Source organism: Butyrivibrio sp. YAB3001 (assembly GCF_900112195.1).
In the GTDB taxonomy this organism is placed as follows: Bacteria; Bacillota; Clostridia; order Lachnospirales; family Lachnospiraceae; genus Butyrivibrio.
Genome location: NZ_FOKR01000004.1, coordinates 65,398 through 90,414 on the forward strand (window position 1 = coordinate 65,398; position 25,017 = coordinate 90,414).

The window sequence follows — 25,017 nt, forward strand, 5'->3', positions numbered from 1 at the left end:
TCATCCTCTCTGCTTTTTCAGATGTTTTGATATAAGCTCTCTAAAGTTCTTATCAGCATTCTTCTTCCAGAAAAGTTCGCCTTTAGGTCTGTATGTCCTTCCTTTTCTGTAACATTTTATTTCTGATATGACATCACTTAGTGACCCGGCATAAACCATTTCTTCATTATCAATCATATATCCGAAATGGCCATATTTTCCGCCAATCCTGTAATCGTTTGAATTTCCTATTAAAATAACTTTGATTTTTTCATAAACAAGCGCTTCCAAAAGTGCTGTTGAACGGTGTCCTATAACAATCTGGCACCTTTCATACAGACTATTGATTTCAACTTCACCACCGATAACTGTAAGATTAGGATATTTTTCAAGCTCAGCTTCGTCAAATCTCTCAACAAGATGTTTCTTATACAAAACCACATATTTATCCTTAGTAAGATTCTCAGAAAGCCTTGCTGCTATTTCAAACACTCCTGTCTCTGCGCTTGATACCACACATATCAGTATCATATTTCCCGGAGTAGACTTGTAATTAGCTTTCTTTTCAATAATGCCCGGTTTTCCAATTGCGACTACATTGTCAGCCCCATGTGTTCTGGATTCCTTTTCAAGAACATCTGAGTAAACTACCAATTCATCGGCATGCCTGACACTTTGGGGATAACAGACCTGATATGTGATTACACCATGATCAATCTCTATGCATGGTATATTATTCTGCTGAGCCAGTTCATAAAGAAAACATATCTTGCTATTTCCTCCATGACTATAAAAAATGACCTTGGGTCTAACTCTTTCAATTATTTCATGGTAAAAAGCAATAAATGCTTTTCTTATGGATAAAGCATGATAAACAATGTTAACCAGGTTTGTCTTTTGTGCCGGAAATAGTCTCCTGTTTAGCCTCGCTTCAATAACATGGAAAATATTATCTTCCATAAATTTTTCAAGATTGTCATAATCAATAGAATCAATGCCGTAAGCACATAGAATCGTATTCGTAGGACAAAAATGAACATTATTCGTGTGGCAGGGATATTCACCTTCTTCAGTCTGCCCTGACATATCAATTACCAAAAAATCAAGTCCTTTTATAGCATCAATATATGGATCAAGAACAGAAAGATACTCCTCCCCATTCATGATTTTCCTGCCCGCCACATTGGCGATGAGTACATCACTTGAAGTTAATTCATTTAATAATATTTCTATATAGTGTTTCGCTTCATCCTGATCTCCGTCAACTTTTATTTCAATTCGTCTTGACGACTGCTCGCTATCACGCATTACTTCTTCTTCAGATTCAAATAAGATCAGAACATCTGAAATGTACATATATATATTTAATCCATTGTATGAAACATCGGATATTGCATTCACTGTATTTTGAGGCAGCATTATTGAATAGCTTGGCGATGCCGAAACATAGTATTTGTCAGCTTCAAATAATAAGTCTTCTGTCTCAGGATAAATAAGCCTTAATTTATCAATAATTTCTCTATCTCCAGACGAAATAGATGAGATAGAGAATCTAATATCACCTAAATAATAATCAGCGCTCTTAAATAAATCTTGGATTTTTTCCAATGTGAATCTGTTTTTTATCGCAGAGGAATCATCTTCCACTTCTTCATTACTACCTTCATGCCCAAACAGTTGATTTAAGTATGCAATATGCTGAGCATTGTCAAAGGAAGCAATAACCCTGCCGCCTTCAGCCAGATATGGTTGTATATACTCCAGGTATCCTTTACAGTCATCGATTGACTCAAGAATATCTCCAAGAATTATGTATTTAAAAAAAGCCCGTTCATAATTCAGATCAGCATATCCATTTTCTGCAATCTTAACTCCGGCAAACTGTGAAGCCACCTTTGCCTTTGCCGTATTTTTCTCCATTCCATAAATCTTGCAATTAGGATACCTATTGCTTATTTCTAAGAGATTTTTTCCACAACCACATCCAAGCTCAAGAATATTAAATGCCGCATCATGACTTTCATTTATAAAATCAATAATATTCTCATCCGGATCATAATCAGGAAAATCCAGATTATGCTTTTTGGAGAAAAGTTTTTTATCTGAATTTGAAGCTTTTTCACTTTTGTGAATCCCCCAAAAAAGTGCGTCATCAACAACGCCAATTCGCCAATCCTGCATTATGATCCGAATCATATAATCTCTGAAAGTCGCATCAAATGTATCATATTCCTCATCAAAATCGCCAATCTCTCCTATAACCTTATGGGATATAACCACTACATCTGAATCCACTCCTAGAACACGTTTGCTGACTGAGTCTCCTATGCCAAATGGAAATCCCCCATTATTTCTGTCCAAACAAAGCTTTTCATTATTATTCTCTGCACAAGAACGCATTTCCTCATAAGACTTCGCCTGTTCAAACAGCTGCATTCCTTTAAAAAGATTTGATTTTCCGCCTACAACTCCAATACCGTCATAGCTCAATGCACTTTCAAATTTATAAAGTGCATTAAGCGTATCAAAATATCCGCCAAAATATATACACAGATCTGTCTCAACATTAAAAAATGAAACTATTTCGTTAAGTGTCTTGCCAATGCTCTCATCTGCATTTTCCTGATATACATATCCAAAATTATGATCACTTGCAAATTTTGAAAGTTCGCTCCTATATGAAGAATCCAAGATTATTATTGATATTTCCACTTCTTTTTCATGCAAAATAATGCTCTCAGCCGAAAGCATAGACTCTTTTTCATATTCACTTGCTATCAAAATAACAGTTAGCTGCTGCATGTATTCTCTCACCAAAAATGTTTCTGACTCATACTATGTTTTCTTTATAGTATTGATATAATTCTTCTATTTTTTCACTCTGTAAAAGTCCTCGTACTCGATAAATATCTTCGTAATCCCAGTCCCACCATTTCATTTCCAATAAAAGTTTTATCTTGTCCTCTGAAAATCTCTTCTTTATTACGCGTCCCGGATTCCCTACAACAACACTATATGGTTCAACAGACTTAGTCACAACTGTTCTTGCCCCAATAGCACAGCCATCTCCAATCGTCACCCCCGATAGTACCGTAACCCCATGACCGGTCCAGACATCATTTCCTATTATGATATTTCCCTTAGAAAAAGCACTCTTTTCTGATACATCTCCTATCTTTCCAAGCTGCTCTATAAGAGGATAGGTAGTAATCCAATCCAAGTGATGTTCCTGGGACAGTAAAAAAACATTTTCAGGTCCTATCGAAGAAAACTTACCAATAATGCATTTTAGATTGTCTCTAACGTTTGCAAGTTCATTGTATATATCCAGACTGCTATAATACGAAAACTCGCCAATTATTAAGGATGGATTTTTATTGTTATTCTCAGCTGTAATTATTTTCTTAAGTAATTCCATTTTAGTTCTACCATCCAACAATTCCTTTGCAGCCGAATAATTGTCATAAATCATATTATCTTCAAATTGGGGATATAACTTTTTAATCAGTCTTGATATCTGTTCGCTTTGGTCACTCATTATTAAAACAGTATCAAAACAAACTCCATCCGCGATTGCTTCAAGAGGATATAGCTCATATCCTCCTAAAGAAGTTTTTCCAACCATGCCAATCCCGTAAACAGCTTTAATAACATATTCTTCTCTGATTCCTTCACTATATAAGCCGAATAATCCTTCACTATCTTGATCAACTATAATAATCAGCTCTTTTTTATTTGCCGTCATTACGCAACTACCTTCCGACACCCCAATAAATAATAATCTGTATATCAATTATATTTTATCATAAAATCAATATCTATTATGTTTTTTATTCACTATACCGTTTATTTTTACCTTAATATGATAAAATAATTACAGATATGATCAACGCTAAGATGATTTATTACAAGGGGATAAAATGGAAACTGAAGCATTATTTCCGTGCATTATGCCTGCAATTGCAGAAGATTATGAAAGAACCAAGATTCATTATAATAAGCTATTTAAATATCTTCCTATATGTGAACTTTTACTTATTGGGCCGGAAAGCTTAAAATCTCATATTGAAAATGATGTATCATCTCATGTGTTTGGCGATAATACAGTATGTTTTATAGATGAATCCAGCATTTTGCCAATCGCAGCCATTAAAGACATTTATGATAATATGAGAAGCAATGCTTCACAGACTAAAATATCCTCCGTCAATTGGTATTACCAGCAATTTTTAAAAATGGCTTTTTCTTTCTATTGTGAAGATGATTACTATATCTGCTGGGATTCAGATACAATTCCTCTAAAAATAATTGCTATGTTCAATTCTGATAATAAACCTTACCTTGACATAAAATCTGAACATAACACTTCATACTTTTTAACCATACAAAAGCTATTTGGTTTTAGGAAAATCATAGAAAAATCATTCATATCAGAGCATATGATATTTAACACAAAACTTATGCGAGAGATGATTGAAGAAATAGAAACACTCCCTATTAGCGGTCAAAAATACTACGAAAAAATACTATCCGCTGTAGGATGTGATAATCTTGCGCTTGGATTTTCAGAATTTGAAACATATGGCACCTGGATAGGAATGCGTAATCCATCTGCTTATGTTCTTCGAAACTGGAACTCTATACGCAACACCAACTTTTTTATTGACATTGCCGATATAACAGAAGACGACATAGACTGGCTGTCTAAAGACTATGATGCAGCAACTTTTGAAAAATATCATGAGACAGACAATTCACTTACTGAGCTTTTCAGAAATCCTTACTACAGAGAAAAGCTGTCCCCAAAACAATTCTACACCTCCGTCCTTGAAAGCGGAATAATGGGAGATTATACAAATGGAATGATCGAATTTAACGGATTCATGATGCCCACCTAGGCATCATGAATACTCTTTTACAAATAATTCTCTATAATAATCATATTTTTCCATATGTATCTCTCCGAAATCGTGCAGGCACCACGCCATCGTCTGTCTTGGCACAATAATATCGTAACCACGTTTAATAAACTCAACTGAGCAAGATGCATCATAAAAATCCCACCCGTCAAATACATCTTCTCTCCACCATAAATCTACACTGGTAGCCATAAGAAAACCGTCGATCATAACAACTTTAACATCATTATCATCATGATAATTATCCTGAAGAACCGTATATGCAACACTCTTATCATCACCTTTAGAGCATTCAACTACAGAGCCAAATCTCTCCGCATCCCACATTACACCTGTAGAAGGCACGCATTTAGTCCCAACCATCCCCACCATCCCGGCATTAGGACATTTATTAAATACAGCTAATAGATTATCAATAAAAAAAGTGTTTATAATTCTAATGTCCTGATGTAAATACACCTTGTACTTCGCATCTGAACTATACATCATTTCATTATAGCCCGCACACATTGACTTGGCTGAATAAAGCGCACGTTTCTCAACTTCAACACCATTAGGAATATGAAGTCTGTCTATCCAATAATTCATTTCACGAAGCTGGTCTTCATCGGTGTAACATGTTATAAAGCAAACTTTTAGCTTATAATCACTTACATTTTTATCAACGGAACCATCAATTTGTTCTACATTCAAGTATCTTTCCTGAAAACATGACTCAAAAGGCTGTTTTCCCAAAAATCTGTTAAGCGTATACTCTTTCCTTGATGAATATGCTTTTACAAACGCTAATAGTTCCTCTGATGATATTTTTTCTCTTACCATATATTCAAGTAAAACATGTGGATGAAACTCTTCACACCATTCTGTTCTCTGTATCATTCTTTTTAATGTAATACTATTATCAGTCATATAAGAATCCAATCATTCATATAAATATCAGGACTTTTTCTATCCTTAAACCAAATAAGAGGCGCAACAGTTAAAGAATCATCACTATTTCCCAACACTGCCCCCCACCAGCTAAATGTCGAATTTGCTATAATATGATGCTTAGTTTTGGACATAAGATACAGATCCTGATATGCAGGTCGTATTGGCATTATGGTATACGATTCACATTCAAGATTATTCATAAGTTTATCTGCATAGTCCAAATCATCAGAAAAAGCAAAGACACTTATTCTATTCTTACCAATTTTCTGCCGCAACACATCTATCGCCTTATAATAATACTCATCCTTTAGAGTAATGTTTTCTTTGATATAATCAGTCCTTCTGATATGTAAAGAAATGGAATTTGTGCTTTGCATCTCTTCAACAATGCTTCTCATAGAATTTGTTATATATTCATCCTTTAATTCAAAATCACTTCTGACAATATCCTTAACATATTCATAATACTTTTTTGCCTGCCAATATCCATTAAAATATAAACCATCAATAGCCTGCAGTTTCTCATGCCAGTCATCTTCTTCATTAATAATCTGTGAACAGGCAACCTCACCATAAACAGACTCAAAACCTGTTCTCATTCTATCCAGGCCAAATTCTCTAAAATCAGCTGTCGGCTCGCTTTTTATGTCTTCAAAATAATCCAAATGAAGACAAGCCCGTATTCCAAATACCTCTTCAATAAATTTTGAAAAGGTATATTGAAACATTTGATTTCCTAAACCTCCTACTACTCTGACATAATTCATATTATCTCAAAACCTGCTCAATCATTTTGTTTAATCTGTCTGTATATTTAAAATCTTTTTTTACTCTGTTAAGGCCTGCCTGAGCTATTTTTATACGCTCATCTTCATGAGATAAATAATACCCTGCAAGATCAATTGCCTCTTCAATGCTTCGAAAAAGAACCACTTCTTCTCTATCTTTAAAATACTCTTCTAATTCCGGTTGAACACTGGATAACAGAAAACCTCCGCATCCCAGAATATCCAAAGCGCGCAGAGGAATAGCACTTCTTGCAGCCCTCATGCTCCCACTTAATGAAATCTTTGCCGATTTAAACAGTATAGGCATTTCTGTATCATAATTCACAGGACCATGTATCTTTACATCTTTTAAAAACGCCTTATCATTATCGTCTATATCATATGTGTAAAGATGTGTCTGAAATCTTCGTCCCATCATTTCCAATAGTCCCATCCTGTCAAGATAAGTGACATATTCGGACATTGCATAGGCAAGCTGCTGTTTGCTTATTATCAGATCATAACCTATTGCTGCATGTTCCCGATTAATTTCATCAATTATTGGGTCAGTTATCATATCTTCAATGATATATTTTCCAAATATCTTATACTGTGTATCAGCAAGTTTATCCAGATATTGAAGCATTCCCTCAGACAATCCATGCCTTATCATAGGAAGTTTTGATTTATACATTTTGCCCATGAACGCTATATCATGACAGTACTTTTGCGAAGCCTTAAACCTTTCATATTTCTTAGTATTCACCCCAAGTGGCATATACCAGAATCTGTTATATCCCATCTGCCTATATTTTTCCATTTCCATTCTGTCAAACAAAAAAATATAGTTTGTTTCGTATCTCATCTGCTCACAGGGAACTACATTCATAGGTGTATCATAAGTCCAGGCAATATATGGAACAGCGCATTCATTACACGCTGTCGCAACTATAGGAAAAAAGTTCGTGGATATTACAACGTCGCAGCGCATATCCTCAATTTTCTTTTTTAAACTCTTCGCGAAATCTTCATCCTCATATATTCCTGCATCTTTAAAAACATGTTTAATCTCTTCAATATGGTCATCTCCATACATGCTTTTTAGCGCTACAACAATATCTTCGTTTATATAAGAATATGGATTTACCACAAGGATTCTGATATCTGTTTTTGTGATCATATTTTTCCCATCTACTTTTCAGAATAATAAATATCCATCCACGCACTTGTTGTCAGACTTCCCATTGACACTAAGCTACTCTCATAATAAAAGCGATTTTCGTATTTAAACCAATAGAACAATAATCGCTCAGAATCTACAATTACTGCGCATTCTTTCAAGAATGTGAGGTAATGTTCCAAAATGTCTTCTGCTTCATCAATTTTTCGTTTTAATATTACCCTTTCATAAAAAGACAATGCTATATACGTCTCCGGATCCAGATACTTCATCAGTTTGTTACATTGAAGTTTTCGTTCATCAGGAGACATTTCATATACAGCATATATATTATCGTAATGTGAACTATCTCTTAAAACCGCTGCGCGAGTATTACGATAGTCTGGATTGCTCATGCCATTATAAATAAGCTTTTCATCGATTCCTGAAGAAGAATATAGATTTCTGATATCGCCTACATTCCCAAATGCAAGGAAGTCAGACACTTCAAAAGGACATACTACAGAGGATTGAAATCCTCCAAGAAAAATGATTCTTTCAGCCATACCATCTGAAGAAACCTTAAATGTCTTCAGCATATTTTTCATATATGTCAAAAAATCAGGCAGAAAAATTCTCTGGTCTGTCCTTGTTTTTAACACATATTTAACATCACTGTTTTCCTGTGCCCACAATGTTCCTTCAAGCGAACTCTTAAGCTGCAGACAAATATTCGATGCACCATGTTCTTCAGGCATTTCATTTTCCAGAATCACAACTCCTATCGCTTCTGTCTGCCACCTAAAATCATCGCTAACCTCTCCTTCCCATGTTGAGAGGATTATGGTGATACGAGGATAAATTCTTCTATATCTGTATATTGTTTCAAGGGTGAAATCATTTTCATAAATCACTTGTCCCTGAATTACAATAGCTACATCATCAATCTCAATTTTGGGAAAAAACTTCCATACGGAATTCTGAAACAGATATTCCGCTATCATATAATCATTATGCCTATCCCAAAATTCCTTCATTTCATAAAAAATTTTCGCAACTTCTATGTTCTCCGATACAATAACAGGTAAACACGCTATTTCAAATCGGATTGAGAGTGCTATATCACCTTCCAATTTAGACAACTCATTTTTTGCAGTATCTAATCCTATCTCTTCATTAAGAAGCATATTGATAATAGTCATAGTTTTAAGGATCTGTTCCATTATGGTTCCGTTCGAAGATTCTGCTCTTGCTTGCAAAGCAGAATCTTCTTTATTGTTTTCTTTTATGACCTGTAATAATTCATTTACCTCTTTTGCCAACACATTGAGTTCACTAAGTAATATGACTGCCAGCTTTTTAAACGAATTAATTTCTTTTTCGCGTAACAGCTCTATAGTATGGTTTTCAATTTTATTAAAAAAAGATATCAAATCACGTTTATCAATCATTTATATCCAAGCTCCATAATTATCCAAACTGCTGCATAACTATTGCATATAGTACATATTAAGCCATACACTAAATGTCAGTGCATTATCAAGCATCACACTATTAAAACTCATATATTTATCAGCATATTTTTTCCAATAAAACAACAATTGATCTTTATCAACAATAACTGCGCACTTCCTCAAAAATTCCCAATAATGCTCTAGCAGATCATCTTCTCTTCCAAGCTTTTTCCCAAGTATACTATTTTCATAATACGTTTTGATAATATAAGATTCAGGGACAAGATGCGCATCCCTCGGTGTCTTATTATTTTCAAGCATCTCCTTTAAACTTTTATCCATAGAAACTTGAATATTCTCGTACAAAGAACGCTCAAGTTTTTTTTCATATAACTCCTTATTTTCTCCTGTATCCCATAAATCAGAATCACCTGATGAGCTGTACAATTTTTCTATATCATTCACAGCTCCAAACGCCATGAAATCTGAGATCACAAACGGATTAAGTATGCTTGTGTTTCTCCCCCCAAGAAAAACTATCCTTTCTTCCATAGGTGGACTCTTAGATTCAAAAGTCCTTAATAAATTTTTCAGGTGCAATATAAATTCCGGTAAAAAGAATCGTTGATCTGTACGTGTTTTTAGTAAGAACCTAACTTTCGGATACTTTTTACTCTCCTCAATGCCATTTCGTGTTCCCGAAAGCTGTAACTTGATGTTCATAAATCCTTTATCAGATGGCATTTCTCTTTCTACGATAGTTATTCCAATTGCTTCTGCCATCCATCTGAACGAATCACTTATTTCTCCTTTCCAGGTTGAAAGTATGATTGGTGTATGCGGATAGATATATCTGTAAAAAAATAGAGACTCTAATGTAAAATCGTTTTCATAGTCAACCGGTCCTTGCATTATTATTGCCACATCCGGACACTCAATTATCGGTAAATACTTTTTCATCGAATACTGATAAAAACTATTGAGAGTATAATAATCCCCTACTGCAGATGATATTCTATAGAGCCCCCGCATCACATAAGATAACGCCACTCCATCCTGCTCTTTTTCAAATGACTGTATAGAAAAAAGTCTAAATCTAAGTAAAAGCGCTGTTTTCCCCTGAATCAAACAGACCTTTTTTGCTTTATCATGATATCTATCATCATCTCTGTCATAAGAGCCTAATAAACTCAGCAATTCCATTGATTCCATCAATAGATGAATTATTTCCTGCTGAAAAGAACTGATTTCATCTTTGATCTTTGATGCTGTCATGACCACATCAATTGGCCTGCCATCATTTTCAAAAAAAGAATCTGTATATACCGGAATTGTATTAAGTAGCAGTTTCGCATAAGCATTTATATCCCCTATAAGCTTTGCATACTCAGCTTTTTCAAAGCTATGGATAACTCTTTCCGTATTCGCCTCTATCCTGTTAAATAATCTTATCAGCTCATTTTTAATAATCACTTCCCAATACCTTCTTCTACTCTAAGAGCTTATTACATACTGTAACCCCTATATGAGCGGGATTATAATAATCACGAACCATTGCAAATATAGCATTTATATCTGCTTCTCCGCCCTCATCAGCTTCAAAAATAGCTTTTATACCATTACATACTGTTGTCATTTTGCCGGCATCTTCATTTAAGAAGCTAATAAGACTATAGGAAACAGAGAGCACTTTATTCTCATAATCTTTAAACGCATTCTCTATCAGAAAGATTTCAAATAGATCCGCTGTGTAAGCAAATAATTCATATAGTCTCTGTTCTAAGGACAACTTGCAGCTATCGGAAGTATACGCTACTAATTCTCCCTCAAACTCAGCAATTCTTTTTCTTCTAAGGAGCCTTAAAACATCTTCATTGAGGCATCCATGGGTTGCAAATATTTCAATACTCTTATAATAAAAATCATTATGCATTATGTGCAGATATGGATAGTATTTACCTACTGATGCATTCATCCCAGGCACATCTTTATACGCATTGAATCTATAAAGGCATTCCGGATAGTATGCTATGGACTTCATTCTTGGAAGCATCTCAAGATTAAAATAATAGTCCGCCCCAAATATGTCATTTCTAAATCTCAAATCTTTGATCACACTTTTCTTATAGACATTTAGCTGATTGTTCAAAAGTCCAATCCTAAGTATAGTCGCCCAATTACTCCTGCACTCAAGATTTCCATTTAACACAAATTCATTTGGCATAAATGCTATTACATCTTCTGAATCATCACTTAGTACGCGTTGTTCAGCATCACAGGTAACTGTCTTTACCGCAAACAGAAATAAGTCAACACCGTATTCTTTTATGTATTCTGCTGCCTTTTTTAGCGCTCCTTGCATGAACAGATCATCAGAATTTAAAAATGTGACATACTCTCCACTGCATCTTGAAATGCCAATATTCAGACTCTCATATATCCATTCATCCTCATGGAAAACTCTTATTCTTTTATCTGTCTCTGCATACTCATCAGCAAGGTCACTCGTTCCATCATCTGAAAAGCCCTCAACGATCACAAGTTCCCAATCTTCAAAGTTCTGATTCAGAACACTTTCAACCGCCTTAGGAAAAAATCTTTTATTATTCTTAACCGGCATAATTACTGAAATCAGTGGCTTATCATTGCTCATTATAATACCTGTTCTTTCTCACACTTTGATCAGAAGCTCATATAATTTGTCTATTATCTTTACATAATCATGTCTCTCAACATAATTGATATATGACTGCCTGCACATATCTTCCAATAAATCTTTATCTGAAAAGAGCTTTAACATATTTCTTGCAAAAGCATTGGCATCATTTATCGGAGAACTTAGACCGCACTTTCCATAATTTGTTATCTCCTCATATAGATCAACTTTAGTCGAGATTATCGCACACCCCGTACACATTGCCTCTGTAACAGAATTGCTAAACTCTTCGCTCTCCGATGATAATGCATATACACTTGCTTGCAGATACTCCTCATGTAAAAGTCGTTTATCAACTATCGGACCTACAACTTTGACTGAATCTTCCAAATATGGATTTTCAGCAAAAAAACTATCTAAAAACTCAAAAAATGATTCTTCTATGGGACCAACTAATCTTAGTTCCCAACCACTATTTTCTTTATAGGCAATTGCAAAAGCCTTAAGCAAAATATCGTGACGTTTAGCCTGCGCCCCCACTCTGCCAACTGCCAAAACTATTTTTTTCTTTTTCGAGTAATCCGGTTCTTGAATTTTGCCAACTCCGAATGGATAATATCCCATTCTCACTACAGCCGTATCCATTCCCCACTTCTTTAAGATAAACTCCTGCATAGTGAGTGTAGTAGTTCCCTTAAGGTCACAATTCCTATAAAACTCACCAACAGCATCATCGTGTATCGGTATATTATTGATCCAAAAAGCTGTTGCATCCATTCCAAGATATATGACTCCATCAGGTCTGATACGCTTATATTCTTCCGCAAGCCTCATATTGCCATAGTATGTTCCAAACAGCATCAAACAATCAATTGTCTTCCCATTTTCATAAAGCCACTTAAGCTTCGAATCAATATCATAAGAATCTAGTTCTATATATGCCGGACCTTCAACATATTTCTTTAATGGATAATCTCCATTTTTTTCAAGGCCGACAGTATACAGCCTGCATCCTTTTAGTTTATGCAAAAGATATGGTACAACACAGATATCCTTTGTAAGTTCATAGTTAACAAATGCAAAATCATGAGGACAGATTGAAGCTATTGTCTTAATTTCTCTTTTTACTGTATTCTCAGTTATTCGCCTTTCATAATCTGATGTTAAAGGCTCTGTTGCATCACAGCCACATGTGTAAACAGATACCGAGCCAAAATCATACCTTTCCAGCTTTTCATCCCCAATATCCACCTTTGGTCCTACCAGTATTAATCTATAATTGTCTGATAGAGCATTTTTAATATTTTTCAGCTCATAAACTCTATCAGCCAAATTCTGCCATGAGCTTTCAAAATCAATTAAAATATCATATTTTTCATCTGGAAGGCATTCGATTGAATCAAATAGTTCCATTTGAGAATCAGGATGCATCCTTCGAATCGCTTCAGAATAATACGTGGTTATACATTCAGGTATATTTCCAAGACACGCCATCCTTACAGGTTCAGCACTATTCATATGGCGATTAATAAGTAAAATAAGGGAAAAAAAACATACATTTATCCAATCTTTCTCGCCTGCATAATATTCATTTAAAATATTGTGCATTTCCTTAAACAATGTATCTATAGAATTTGCTGCGCTATGCATAGGAATACGAGTAAAATCTTTGATATTATCCAAATAATCAAAAAGCTTTTTTTCTCTCAATTCATCTTCAAAATAATAGCTAAACCCCTTATAAATTATTCTTCCCATACACTAAGCCTTCATAACTTTACTTAAATATACAGTCATATGATCCCCATATTGATTTTCATTTGCCTTATGGCAATTCTCATAAATATGCAATAAATCATCTCTAGAAAAGTATTTCGAAACTAATTCTTTATCAATCTGTTTTCGTGATATTCCATGTTGATAAAAAAAGCTATTTATCAAATGACCATCTATACAATCAAAAGATACATTTCTTATTGTCATTCCTGCTTTTTTCGCCATATATTCCAAACATTTAACAGACGGAACAAAGATATGTCTTGGTGCATCAAGCGCATACCAATGTGCGCCAAACAAATCAAAAATAAAGTTAGGAAAAACCGGAATATTTATCCAAAGAATTCCTTCCGCCTTAAGAAGCCTATTAGCTTCCATCATTACTTTAATTGGATCAAGAACATGTTCAAGTGAATCTCCCATTCTGATGACATCAAAAGTGCCATCACCATCCATCTCAGAAATATCGCACTTTCTAATATGTACCCTGTCACCATAATCTAAATCTTTATCGATAAATGGATCGCAGCCATATAAATTCCCACAGCCCTGCTCTGCCATTTCATAAAGCCAATTACCATTCCCACAGCCCATATCTAATGTTTTTGCATTATTATCAACCTCCGATTCGAACTCACACTCTCTTTCAGGCTTAAACTCAAAGCTATAATATGAATTCTTATAGTAGTCACCTAAATTGTCTGGAACCACTGCAATTTGAATGCAATCACATTCAGGGCATACAAAATATTCAAATTCATCTCTAGTCCCATCGAGCATTTCTCTGACCAGGTAGGATTCGAACATTCCCTCTGCGCCACAGATTCTGCACCTGTGATGATGTAATCCCAGTTTTCTATCTGTATCGTCTCGAATTAATTCCATGATGATACTTTCTCCACATTAAAAAATTAAAATCTCAAGTCACATTCCTTCATTATCATGATGTCCAAATTGTTAATGCGTCTGACGACCTCAATATTGTCCTCATATTTGCCCATAGGAATATGCTTTTTTAACTGAGCCAACTTGCAAAGAAGCTGTTTTTCCTTATATCCAACATTATTAAAGTATTTCTTTATATTCTGTGGTGATGCTCCAAATCTTTCTATCTGATCATAAAGACATCTGTTTATTCCATACGAATAAATATTAATAATGGCGTATTCAATCGCCTCTTTGCACGCATAATAGTTTGGAAGTTCGTGACATACTCTGTAGATTGACTCAATTGCACCATAAATTGAGTCAAAATATGTCTGTAGATCCATGGTCTTAGTAGCAGATGACGCAATATCACTATAATTGTAAAGGACCTCTTTGACATTGCTGATCCTATCTGCCTTCAAAAACATATAAATAAGAATTTCCGTATCTTCTAGACACCTTATATGCTCACGCATCCTTATTTTGGGATCGTTCCACAGATTATTCTTAAAAATTTTCGTTACAAGATATCCACCGGTTGTGATCAGTCTGTTTCTTTTCTCTGCGTCAAGTTTTCCTGTAAGATCATCGCTTGTATAGACAATGGCTTTATCCATCGCTTCACTATAAAAGCCACAGTCCACGATATCTGCATCATCTTCCCTGGCTTTTTTATATAAAAGTTCATACATACTTGATGCCACATAGTCATCACTATCAACCAGCCCTATATACTCACCGGTAGCCATATCAAATCCCAGATTTCTTGCGCCTCCGCTTCCTCTATTTACTCCGCCATCGATTATGACCATTTTTTCCGGATATTTCTTTTCATATCCCTGAATTATGTCCCAAGTATCATCGGTTGAAGCATCATTCACCACAATAATCTCTATATCTTCCAATGTCTGATTTACAAGACTTGAAATGCATTTTTCTATCGTCTTTTGAGCATTATAAGCTGGAACTACCACACTTACTTTTTTCATATGCTTTTTTAACTCCGAATCCTATGCTACTATCCAATATCACACTTTGAGTAAAAGTTCATATAGCCTATCTATTATCTTTACGTAATCATGCCTTTCGACATAATTGATATAAGCCTGTCTGCACATATCGTTCAATAAATCTTTATCTGAAAAGAGTCTTAGCATATTCTGCGCAAAAGCGTTGGCATCATCTATTGGAGAACTGAGACCACACTTCCCATAATTTGTTATTTCCTCATACAGATCCACTTTTGTTGAAAGTATTGCACAGCCTGTACACATTGCTTCCGTAACGGCATTGGTAAATTCTTCTCCTTCTGAAGACAATGCATATATGCTAGCCTGCAGGTATTCTTCATGCAATTGCCTTTTATCATTTATTGGCCCGACAATCTTAACCGCATCTTCCATATATGGATTTTCTGCAAAAAATATATCCAAAAATTCAAAGAATGATTCTTCTATAGGACCGACTAATCTTAATTCCCAATCACTATTTTCTTTGTAAGCAATTGCAAAAGCCTGAAGCAAAATATCATAGCGTTTTTGATGCGCTCCTACCCTGCCAACTGCCAACACTATTTTTTTCTTTTTTGAATAATCAGGTTCTTCTGTGCTATCAACTCCAAATGGATAATAGCCCATTCGAACTACTGCTGTATCCATCCCCCACTTCTTTAAGATAAACTTCTGCATAATGCGTGTGGTAGTTGCCTTGATATCGCAGTTCTTATAAAACTCGCTCACTGCTTTATCATATATTGGAATATTGTTTATCCAATATGCGTTCGCATCCATTCCAAGATATATGACTCCATCAGGTCTGATACGTTTATATTCCTTCGCAAGTCGCATATTGCCCGAGTACGTTCCAAACAACATCAGACAATCGATTGCTTTCCCATTTTCACAAAGCCAATTAAGCTTTGAATCGATATCGTAAGAATCAAGTTCTATATACTTTGGGCCCTCAACATATTTTTTCAGCGAATACTCTCCACCCTTTTCAAGCCCTACCATATACAACCTGCATCCTTTTAGCTTATGGAAAAGATATGGCACAACACAGATATCCTTGGTCAGTTCATAATTAACATACGCAAAATCATGTGGACAGATTGAAGCTACTGTCTTGATTTCTCTTTTTACAACATTTTCTGTTATTCTTTTTTCATAATCTGAAGTAACTCCTTCCGATGCATCATTCTCACATGTATAAACAGATACCTCGCCAAAATCATACTTTTTTAGCTTCTCATTTTCTAAATTCACCTGCGGTCCTACAAGAATCAATCTATAATTATCTGATAATACTTGACTAATCTGTTCTATGTCATATATTCTTTCAGACAACTCCTGCCCTGATTTTTCAATATCGATTAGAATGTCGTATTTCGCATCTGACAGGTATTCCAATGAATCAAGCAGCTCCGTATGAGAATCAGGATGCATCCTTCGAATCGCTTCGGAATAATAATTAGTTACGTGCTTTGGAATATTCCCTAAACAAGCCAATCTGACAGGCTTAGGGCTATTCATGTGACGATTGACTAACAATATAAATGAAAAGAATAAAGCACTGATCAAGTCATTATCAAATGCATAACAATCTTCAAGAATTGTATACATTTCCTTGAAAAGAGTATCTACAGAATTATCAAAACTATGAAGTGGAATACGCGTATAATTACTTATATTATCCAGATAGTCAAAAATCTCTTCTTTTCTGGAACCATCTTCATAATAATAACTATATCCTTCGCAAATTACACTTCCCATAGCCATATCCTTAAACTCTGAAAAATCAAAATACTACCCTGCCATACACCTCATACCAGTTCATTAATATATCTGCATATCTCTCCCGCAATATTGTAATAAACATTCCTGCTAAAATGATTTATGCATCCATTAAAATCACTCTGTGACTTGATAAAATCAGAAATATTTATTACTCTCATCCTGTCATGATCTTCTGCAAATTCCCTTAGGATTGGATTGTAAAACCTATAGTTTTCAACAATTCCATCATACCAGGGATCATCACCTTCATAATCAATCTCGCTCCCAAGAAGCAGTATAAAAACAGGCTTTCCCTTAGCATTTTCATACATATAATCAAGATTTCGTAAAAGAAGATCAATTGGTGTTACACCGACAAATTCCCAACTTTCTGCAAAAGTCTCTATCGTTTTACGGTCAAATAAAAATGAATGATTTTGAAGTCTTCCGGCCATATAATCTTCTGCATTTGCAAGGTCAGTCAATGGTCTTGAGATGCCGGAAAAGCTTATATAGTTACCGGTCTTCTTATGCTTATAAAGCCCGGCACCAAGGTCCTGCATAGTGCTAAAGCAGATAACATGGTACTCTTCGGTAAATAGTTTGGTTTCGAAATCCCCCTTTTGAATAAATGGAACATCGTCAAGAATTGCATTTATCTCATTTTCAGAAAGATGAGCGCTTTCCCAAATATGCATGGAATGATTCTGACCGGCTACAACAATCCCCTTATCATTTACGTAATTAAACTCAGAAGTTATGCTGCCGCCTTTAATATACGGAGCCAATGAATCCAGATCGCAAGGCCCTTTCATAAGTATACGCACTCGTTTTGCTTTTTCAGAATCTGATGTAATCTCACTTGTCTCATCTTCTTTTATCCACAAAACAGCCTTATCTTTTTCCAGTTTAGAAGAAACCTGATCCTTCACTTCAAATTCAGGACATCCAAGTTTGTTATATATAAACTGTTCAATCCCCATTCCAAGCACTCTGCAGGAAAAAAGAAAATGCTCCATTTTCTTTCCTCTTGTGTCATAACAATAAAAACCTATTATTCCATAATCTCCAAATCTATCCCTCGCACTAATATAGGCACAATCATACCAGTCATTAGTTATAAACTTGGTTAGGATTTCTTTGTTATCGCGATTTTTCGTAAAATTCAGCTGATTGCTTCTCATTACCAGGTCACTTATCCTGCCTATTTCTTTAAGGCAATCACGATTTATGGTTATCTTTATATCGCTGTCATAAAGGAACTTCTCTGAATCAGCATATTTTACCTGGGCATCAGTTTTTTTCTCCAGAATCTTATACTGCTCAAGACGTTTATGCTCAGGATCTTTAGCTTTTGTCTTAGAACAGTAATTTACAAGGTACGGGATAATGTCCGGTGTTGCCGTCATAAGCTCCTTGGAATAAAATTTTGCCTCTTCAAGATTTCGGGGATTATCATCTATGAAAAGAACGTTCTCCGCCCGTAGGCCCATTGTCTTTAGTTTATTTTCAATCTGCTGTCCCTTTTCATCCCAATTTATATTATTGAACACAAAAAGATTGTCTATTCCAGCTGATTTCAGCTCAGCCATCACATCTTCTTCATTGTTTTTAGACGAAATGCTATTGATGATTCCATGATCAGTAAGATTTTTTATCAAATCCACATGTACTGAAGGAAGTGCCACTTCACCTTCACTTAAAATCCCCTGCCAGAAAGTATCATCCATATCCCAAATGATAAGTTTTATCTTTTCATACGGAAATTCTTCATATACTGAATTCTTGACAATCAGTACAGCATCTTCCAGTAGCAAACCTGAAAGAACTCCCTTTTCAGCATCAGACAATTCATCCAGCATCCGTTTTTCAATAATCAACACGTTAAAATAAGGCTTATCATAAAATGTTACTGCCTCGTCAATATTTTCAAAGACCGTCTCTGTCTTTTTTACTATTTCATATAATTCTCGCCCATTCTCAATACCTACAACTTCAATGTTAGGGAATAAGCTCCTGATAGCCTTAAGTTCAGCTCCAATACCGCACCCTAGCTGCAACAGACTAAATCTTGCATCATTACTGAATGGAATCTGCGAAATAACTGTTCCACTAGGATAACAAACATCAAAAATGTCAAAGCCATACTTTTTCTTAAAAAGTTCATGATGGTCATCTAGAAGCTTAGTATAGTCAGTCTTAATAAAGCTCTGACTTCCGGCATGATAAATAAAGCTATTCCTGACAAGCATCAGTCTATAGCCTCGTTTTAATATCTCTATTGAAAGCGCATCATCCTCAAAATATCCCGGTGCAAAATCCTCATCAAATCCCCCCACTTCATTCCACACTTTTCTCTTTATAAGCATGGCAAAGCCGGAAAGCCTTACTCTTTCAATGCATGGATTACTCATCGGAACATTATTTTTTTCTCCAAATTTTATATACTCGTCAACCGAATCAAACTCTATATCTAGCTGCTGCTTATTCCCCGCATAGTTGGATACACTTCCCACAGCTCCTATATCCTCAGCAGAATATAGCGCCTGCCTGAGAAAATACAGCGCATCAAATACAAGCCTTGTGTCATCATTTAGTATAAATACATCGAAGTTTTCAGACTCTGTACCAACACTTGCCATTACACCCTGATTGCATGCAGGGCCAAATCCTTTATTCTCATTATTTTTTATCAGCAAAATATCTTTCTGCTCTTCAAGCCATCTTACTGTTCCATCAGTTGATGCATTATCAACCACAACAATTTTGTAACTATCTGTATTCAAAACATCCCTGATGCTTTTAATATTCTCTTTTAACAAATGCTCATTGTTGTATGAAACTATTACAATAAGCACCCTATGTTCTCTGTCATCGCTAAGCCAGAAGCCACCTTTAGTAACATTGACATTTTCGTTGATTTCAAGGTCATCCGCCCAAACTTCCTTATATCCTTCTTTATATTCCATCTGGGCTATCTGAAGCATCTTCTTAGCTGATAGTTTCTTTTGATATTCCGGATTGTCAAAGAAATTCTTATTGTCATCGCTGACTGTCTGACCTTTTTCAAATGATATGGCATCAAAATCTTTCGCAAGCCACTCAAAATCTCTGTCGCAGATTGTATTCATATCAAAAAACAATGCACCAAGCCTGAAGGAATGCCAGTCACGAAGCATATAAACAGAAGGATATCTCAGCGCCACATACGTTCCATAGGTCTCAAATTCACTAAATGCAGAATCATATATTTTTTCTGGCGGAATAGCATTTATTATCTTTTCCCAAAAACTTTTTCCTGCAAGCTTATCGTTTTTTTCTATGTCTGATATGAGATTCTTCATGATGTCTTTTCTTATCAGCATGTGTTCTGATATAAAAGATCTCTGAATAACCTTTTTAACCCCCGGCAATATTATTCCCAACGTATCGAAGTATTCAGGATGATACTCATGTTTTAAATCAAGATATGGTTTGCCGTTATCTTTACTGAACATATTTATATCGCGGCAAGGTACTGTATCACCATCCCAAACCATATAGTATTCATCTTCGCAGATCTGAGCATACTGCATCTTTAAAAACTGCTGATAATACCAGCCGGTTACTTTTCTTGGCAGGGGAACACCTTCCAGGATATCCTTCATCCTGCCACTCATCAGTTCATATACTTCATCGAATTTAATAAGCTCATTTTCATCTACCCAGGTAATGCGTTCCTTCAAAGCCTCATTTCCTGAAGCCACCTCCAAAACACCCGGAGAACCGATAAAACATATTTTTCCATAAGAATAATTATCAGCAAGCCTCGGGTATAACGGCATCAATCGCTCACAATCGTCCGGAGTAACTACTATCAGTAAGTTAAAAGATACATTATTATCCTGCATATATGTCTCTCTCTTTTCACCAACAATTAACATGAAACCAAATCTTTAAACAGAACATTACCCGACATATAGATTGACAGCCAGGTACTGTGCGTCAATCCACCATCCGAAATATTTGAACTCAAATCTATATATTTATCACTATACTTATTCCAATAAAATAAAAGCTCATCGGAGTCAATAAATATCGTACATTCTTTTACAAATTTCCAATAATGCTGCAACAGATCATCATTTTCATTTAATCTCCTCTTAAGAATTACCCTCTCATAAAAAGACTGAACAATAAAAGATTCCGGATCCTGTTTTTTGCCAATCTTGGAGCAAAGCTTCATTCTATCCTCATACCCCATACTTGAAATATAATAAAAACTTTCATACGGAGATCTGGCAAGAACATTTAAGTATTGCGAAAGTCTTGTTTCATTCTCTGAAACCGTATACTCCAATCTTTCCAGACTATCCTCATTATCATAATAATTCCTAATGTCATCAATATGACCAAACGCTTGAAAATCAGTGATTCTAAATGGATAGGTGCACATTGAAGCATAACCGCCAAGAAAAATAATTCTTTTCTTCATTTCATTGGTCTCTATAGGAAAAAGATTTATCATATTTTTCATATAGATCAGAAAATCAGGTAATAATATAATCTGATCCGTACGGGTTTTAAAAACATATTTTATTTGTTTATTTCCGCTTAATTTACGAATTCCACCATTTGTACTATCAAACTGATATCTGATATTCCAAGGACCTCCATCTGGTCTTTTTTCATTTTCAACAATGATAATGTCAAATAAACGGCATAAACTACTGATTTCTTCTGAAACTTCCCCTTTCCAGGTTGACAGGATCATAGTAATGTATGGATAAATCGTTCTATAGTAAATAAGTGTTTCAATAGTAAAATTATCTTCTTTAAGTATTGGTCCCTGCATTACTATAGCTACATCATCTGTCGGATTATTATGTAGAAATCTTCTTGATGAACTTAGCCACATATTTCTGACCTGAAAGCGATCTCCATTTGCTTTTCCAATATATTCCAACTGGGCATATACATTGCCAAGGTCTGCCTTACCAGGCACCTCCATCTGAGGTATAGATAAAAAGCCATACCTAAGTTCCTGATAAAATTTCTTCAAATCCTGCATAAGCATTTCCTGGCGTTTTTCATTAAAACTGTCAGCATTGGTCTCACTCATAACTTGAATAAGTGAAATAATAATTGAAATAATGTTCTTAAGATCATTCTGCATTTTGCACTCAAGTTCATCATCACAATATATATTAATCCCGACGTAGTTTCTCTCTTTATACACAGAAGAAATAATATCAGTTAACAATCTGGCAAGCACATTCAATTTTTGTATATTGAAGGTAAAACTCTTTATCAATTTTTCTTCTTGTCCATCACTCTTATATCTATTGATTGAAAAAAGAATGTCCAAAATAATAGCTTTACCATTTTCAAACAATATATTCTTTTTTTCAGTTGTAAAATCATTATCCATAGGCTCTTACTTCGCAATCACTTTAAAATCGGCGCAACATCTGGTTCCAATTACTGCTTTTTCCTCATCGCTCATAGTATTAAAGTCTTTTTCGCTTATAAGTAAAATATCAAACATCACACCGTCATTTTCTTTTCGTAGCTCATCTAGAGTTGCAAAAACTTTTTCTGTCTTTTCTGCTATCTTGCAAAGCTCTTTATTTTTCTCGACACCGACTACTTTTGCATTCTCATATAAACTTCTTATTGCCTTAAGATTTGCTCCTAATCCGCACCCTATCTCAAGGACGTTAAACTTTTCTGTTTCTCTGAAAGGAATCTGTGCAAAAGCATTACTGTTCACATACAAAAAATCTGCTATAGGACTGTTTTCTTCTATATAGTCTTCTTTTTCATCCCATACTAATCTAAAAACAAAGCTATTGCGCACAAGTCTTAGCCTGTAACCATTCTCTAAAAGTCTAATGGAATAATCAGCATCCCCGGAAAGACAACAAAACTCGTATTTTTCATCAAATAAACCTGCCTTTTCAAATGTTTCCCTCCTTATAAGGAGACCATTGCTTGATAGGCTTACTCTTTCAAGATATGGACATTCCATAAGTACATTGTTTTTCTCACCAAATGCTATATATTCCTCAGGCGTATCAAAATGAACATCCAGCCTTTGCTTATTTGCAGCCAGATTGGACACGCTTCCTGCTGCGCCAACTTCATCTGAAGAATAAATAGCCTGCTTAAGAAAATGTATTGAATCATAAACTACTACTGTTCCGGCTTTAATTATATAGACATCCCAATCCTGATATTCGCTTCCTTCACAGCTCTTTATCACTGTATTTATAGCCTTGTAATATGGCAGTTTTGGATCTGTTATCTCTATTTTGTAATTTGTTTCAGATAAAGAATTCTTTATTCCCTCAACGCTTTGCTTTAGCAGTTCTTCATTTCCATCAGAAACTATCACAAACAAAGTCCTGTTATCTACACCTTTACTATTTTCAAACACGCCTTTTTTAACATTGGCGTTTTTCATGGTAACCGGATCATCTGCCCATACTTCCTTATACCCTCCGTTAAACTCCATCTGAATAGCCTGGAGCATCTGTTTTGCAGACAATTTTTCCTGATAATACGGATCGTTAAAAAATGTATTGCCATCGCCTATCATCTGCTGGTTCTTTTCAAATGAGATTGCATCAAAATCCTTAGCCAGCCATTCAAAATCCCGGTCAGAGATAGTATCCTTATCAAAAAACTGAGAACCCAATCTAAATGAATGCCAGTCTCTAAGTGAGTACACGCTAGGATACCTGAGCGCAACATAAGTTCCGTAGGTTTCAAATTCACTAAAAGACGACTCCGTTATTTTTTCAGGTGGAATTGAATTTATAATCTTTTCCCAGAACTTTTCTCCTTTAATCTGATCATTCTTTTCTATATCGCTGATTAGGTTTTGCATTATATCTTTTTTGATCAGCATATGTTCTGAAATGAATGATCTTTGAATAACTTTTTTAAATCCCGGCAGTATTTTTGAAATTGTATCAAAATACTGCGGATGATACTCATGTTTAAGATCAAGGTAAGGCTTCCCTGTTCCTTCCTGAAACATACTGATTTTTCTACAGGGGATTGTATCTCCGTCCCACACCATATAGTAGTCATCTTCGCATATTGCCGAATACTGCATTTTCAGAAACTGCTGATAGTACCACCCGGTAACAGCGCGTGGCATTTCTCTGCCTCTAAGAATATCCTCCATTCTTTTCGAAAGACAGTTATTTACCTCTGCAAATGAAATGATAGAGTTCTCGTCTATCACCTTAGTTAAGTCATGTATTTTTTTATCTTTCTTTAAAATATCTTCTATTTCGGGCGCCCCAACAAAACATAATCGGCCTAAAACAAGATTATCAATAATACGCGGATACAAATGCGCTAGTCTTTCACAATCGCTCGGTGTTATAACAATTATTGTATTGAATCCGTGTTCTTCCATTTCTGTCATGTAGGTCCTTTCTATTTTTATAACAGACCACAATACTTCTCCTTTATATTATATCAAATAATTATCGCATTTTCGTCTATTTATTTATATCTGTAAACACCAATAAAGAATATCGCTTGCGTGAGCGTGCATAACATAGCGGAGCAATTTTCTATGAATTAAAAAAGGGTTTCGGAAAACCGAAACCCTTTCTGGTAGTTGCAATGTCGTCAGTAGACGCTTTGATTACTACGAATATTTTATTAGCCGAGAA

16 protein-coding genes are annotated in these 25,017 nt (G+C 35.1%); 1 reads left to right on the plus strand and 15 read right to left on the minus strand.

Annotation, left to right across the window (positions count from 1 at the left end; all coding sequences use genetic code 11):
* A complete protein-coding gene (locus BM086_RS05485; protein ID WP_092324618.1) occupies positions 1-2,781 on the minus strand; it encodes a class I SAM-dependent methyltransferase in 2,781 nt (926 codons plus the stop codon).
* Positions 2,782-2,809: 28 nt separating this feature from the next.
* The gene (locus tag BM086_RS05490) at positions 2,810-3,724 is read right to left on the minus strand and encodes a CatB-related O-acetyltransferase (RefSeq protein ID WP_092324621.1); all 915 of its coding nucleotides are present in this window, start codon (positions 3,722-3,724) and stop codon (positions 2,810-2,812) included.
* A gap of 175 nt (positions 3,725-3,899) precedes the next feature.
* On the opposite strand from BM086_RS05490, the gene BM086_RS05495 reads away from it, so the two are divergent.
* Positions 3,900-4,877 (plus strand): DUF6492 family protein, encoded by a 978-nt coding sequence (locus BM086_RS05495; RefSeq protein WP_092324624.1) that lies wholly within the window; start codon positions 3,900-3,902, stop codon positions 4,875-4,877.
* Between the two features lie 3 nt (positions 4,878-4,880).
* On the opposite strand, the gene BM086_RS05500 is transcribed toward BM086_RS05495, so the two are convergent.
* Genes BM086_RS05500 through BM086_RS05560 form a run of 13 tightly spaced genes read right to left on the minus strand, consistent with a single transcriptional unit; the run spans position 4,881 to position 24,764 of the window.
* Complete coding sequence (locus tag BM086_RS05500; RefSeq protein ID WP_092324627.1) at positions 4,881-5,807, minus strand: glycosyltransferase family protein; 927 nt, start codon at positions 5,805-5,807, stop codon at positions 4,881-4,883.
* On the minus strand, positions 5,804-6,598 hold the full coding sequence (locus BM086_RS05505) for an alpha-1,2-fucosyltransferase (protein WP_092324630.1): 795 nt from the start codon (positions 6,596-6,598) through the stop codon (positions 5,804-5,806). The genes BM086_RS05500 and BM086_RS05505 overlap by 4 nt, the downstream gene beginning before the upstream one ends.
* A gap of 1 nt (position 6,599) precedes the next feature.
* The gene (locus tag BM086_RS05510; RefSeq protein ID WP_092324633.1) at positions 6,600-7,778 is read right to left on the minus strand and encodes a CgeB family protein; all 1,179 of its coding nucleotides are present in this window, start codon (positions 7,776-7,778) and stop codon (positions 6,600-6,602) included.
* An 11-nt stretch (positions 7,779-7,789) separates the two neighbouring features.
* Complete coding sequence (locus tag BM086_RS05515; protein ID WP_092324636.1) at positions 7,790-9,208, minus strand: WavE lipopolysaccharide synthesis family protein; 1,419 nt, start codon at positions 9,206-9,208, stop codon at positions 7,790-7,792.
* A 39-nt stretch (positions 9,209-9,247) separates the two neighbouring features.
* Positions 9,248-10,684, minus strand: a complete 1,437-nt coding sequence (locus tag BM086_RS05520; protein WP_092324638.1) for a WavE lipopolysaccharide synthesis family protein — start codon at positions 10,682-10,684, stop codon at positions 9,248-9,250.
* 16 nt (positions 10,685-10,700) lie between these two features.
* Positions 10,701-11,864: a glycosyltransferase family 2 protein gene (locus tag BM086_RS05525; protein ID WP_092324641.1), complete on the minus strand. Its 1,164-nt coding sequence runs from the start codon at positions 11,862-11,864 to the stop codon at positions 10,701-10,703.
* 18 nt (positions 11,865-11,882) lie between these two features.
* Complete coding sequence (locus BM086_RS05530) at positions 11,883-13,625, minus strand: glycosyltransferase (RefSeq protein ID WP_092324644.1); 1,743 nt, start codon at positions 13,623-13,625, stop codon at positions 11,883-11,885.
* Between the two features lie 3 nt (positions 13,626-13,628).
* Complete coding sequence (locus BM086_RS05535; protein WP_092324646.1) at positions 13,629-14,528, minus strand: class I SAM-dependent methyltransferase; 900 nt, start codon at positions 14,526-14,528, stop codon at positions 13,629-13,631.
* A gap of 26 nt (positions 14,529-14,554) precedes the next feature.
* A complete protein-coding gene (locus BM086_RS05540; protein ID WP_092324649.1) occupies positions 14,555-15,559 on the minus strand; it encodes a glycosyltransferase family 2 protein in 1,005 nt (334 codons plus the stop codon).
* A gap of 39 nt (positions 15,560-15,598) precedes the next feature.
* The gene (locus BM086_RS05545; RefSeq protein ID WP_175560121.1) at positions 15,599-17,341 is read right to left on the minus strand and encodes a glycosyltransferase family 4 protein; all 1,743 of its coding nucleotides are present in this window, start codon (positions 17,339-17,341) and stop codon (positions 15,599-15,601) included.
* A 50-nt stretch (positions 17,342-17,391) separates the two neighbouring features.
* Complete coding sequence (locus tag BM086_RS05550) at positions 17,392-21,234, minus strand: HAD-IIIC family phosphatase (RefSeq protein ID WP_175560122.1); 3,843 nt, start codon at positions 21,232-21,234, stop codon at positions 17,392-17,394.
* A gap of 26 nt (positions 21,235-21,260) precedes the next feature.
* Complete coding sequence (locus BM086_RS05555) at positions 21,261-22,754, minus strand: WavE lipopolysaccharide synthesis family protein (RefSeq protein WP_092324657.1); 1,494 nt, start codon at positions 22,752-22,754, stop codon at positions 21,261-21,263.
* A 6-nt stretch (positions 22,755-22,760) separates the two neighbouring features.
* The gene (locus tag BM086_RS05560) at positions 22,761-24,764 is read right to left on the minus strand and encodes a DUF6492 family protein (RefSeq protein ID WP_175560123.1); all 2,004 of its coding nucleotides are present in this window, start codon (positions 24,762-24,764) and stop codon (positions 22,761-22,763) included.
* Positions 24,765-25,017: the final 253 nt, after the last annotated feature.

Excerpts from the sequence above, each read along its gene's own strand:
- BM086_RS05515 (WP_092324636.1), bottom strand. The coding sequence starts at position 9,208 with ATGATTGATAAACGTGATTTGATATCTTTTTTTAATAAAATTGAAAAC.
- BM086_RS05560 (WP_175560123.1), bottom strand. The coding sequence starts at position 24,764 with ATGACAGAAATGGAAGAACACGGATTCAATACAATAATTGTTATAACA.
- BM086_RS05525 (WP_092324641.1), bottom strand. The coding sequence starts at position 11,864 with ATGAGCAATGATAAGCCACTGATTTCAGTAATTATGCCGGTTAAGAAT.
- BM086_RS05485 (WP_092324618.1), bottom strand. The coding sequence starts at position 2,781 with ATGCAGCAGCTAACTGTTATTTTGATAGCAAGTGAATATGAAAAAGAG.
- BM086_RS05500 (WP_092324627.1), bottom strand. The coding sequence starts at position 5,807 with ATGACTGATAATAGTATTACATTAAAAAGAATGATACAGAGAACAGAA.
- BM086_RS05540 (WP_092324649.1), bottom strand. The coding sequence starts at position 15,559 with ATGAAAAAAGTAAGTGTGGTAGTTCCAGCTTATAATGCTCAAAAGACG.
- BM086_RS05530 (WP_092324644.1), bottom strand. The coding sequence starts at position 13,625 with ATGGGAAGAATAATTTATAAGGGGTTTAGCTATTATTTTGAAGATGAA.
- BM086_RS05535 (WP_092324646.1), bottom strand. The coding sequence starts at position 14,528 with ATGGAATTAATTCGAGACGATACAGATAGAAAACTGGGATTACATCAT.
- BM086_RS05495 (WP_092324624.1), top strand. The coding sequence starts at position 3,900 with ATGGAAACTGAAGCATTATTTCCGTGCATTATGCCTGCAATTGCAGAA.
- BM086_RS05490 (WP_092324621.1), bottom strand. The coding sequence starts at position 3,724 with ATGACGGCAAATAAAAAAGAGCTGATTATTATAGTTGATCAAGATAGT.
- BM086_RS05545 (WP_175560121.1), bottom strand. The coding sequence starts at position 17,341 with ATGGGAAGTGTAATTTGCGAAGGATATAGTTATTATTATGAAGATGGT.
- BM086_RS05555 (WP_092324657.1), bottom strand. The coding sequence starts at position 22,754 with ATGGATAATGATTTTACAACTGAAAAAAAGAATATATTGTTTGAAAAT.
- BM086_RS05510 (WP_092324633.1), bottom strand. The coding sequence starts at position 7,778 with ATGATCACAAAAACAGATATCAGAATCCTTGTGGTAAATCCATATTCT.
- BM086_RS05550 (WP_175560122.1), bottom strand. The coding sequence starts at position 21,234 with ATGCAGGATAATAATGTATCTTTTAACTTACTGATAGTAGTTACTCCG.
- BM086_RS05505 (WP_092324630.1), bottom strand. The coding sequence starts at position 6,598 with ATGAATTATGTCAGAGTAGTAGGAGGTTTAGGAAATCAAATGTTTCAA.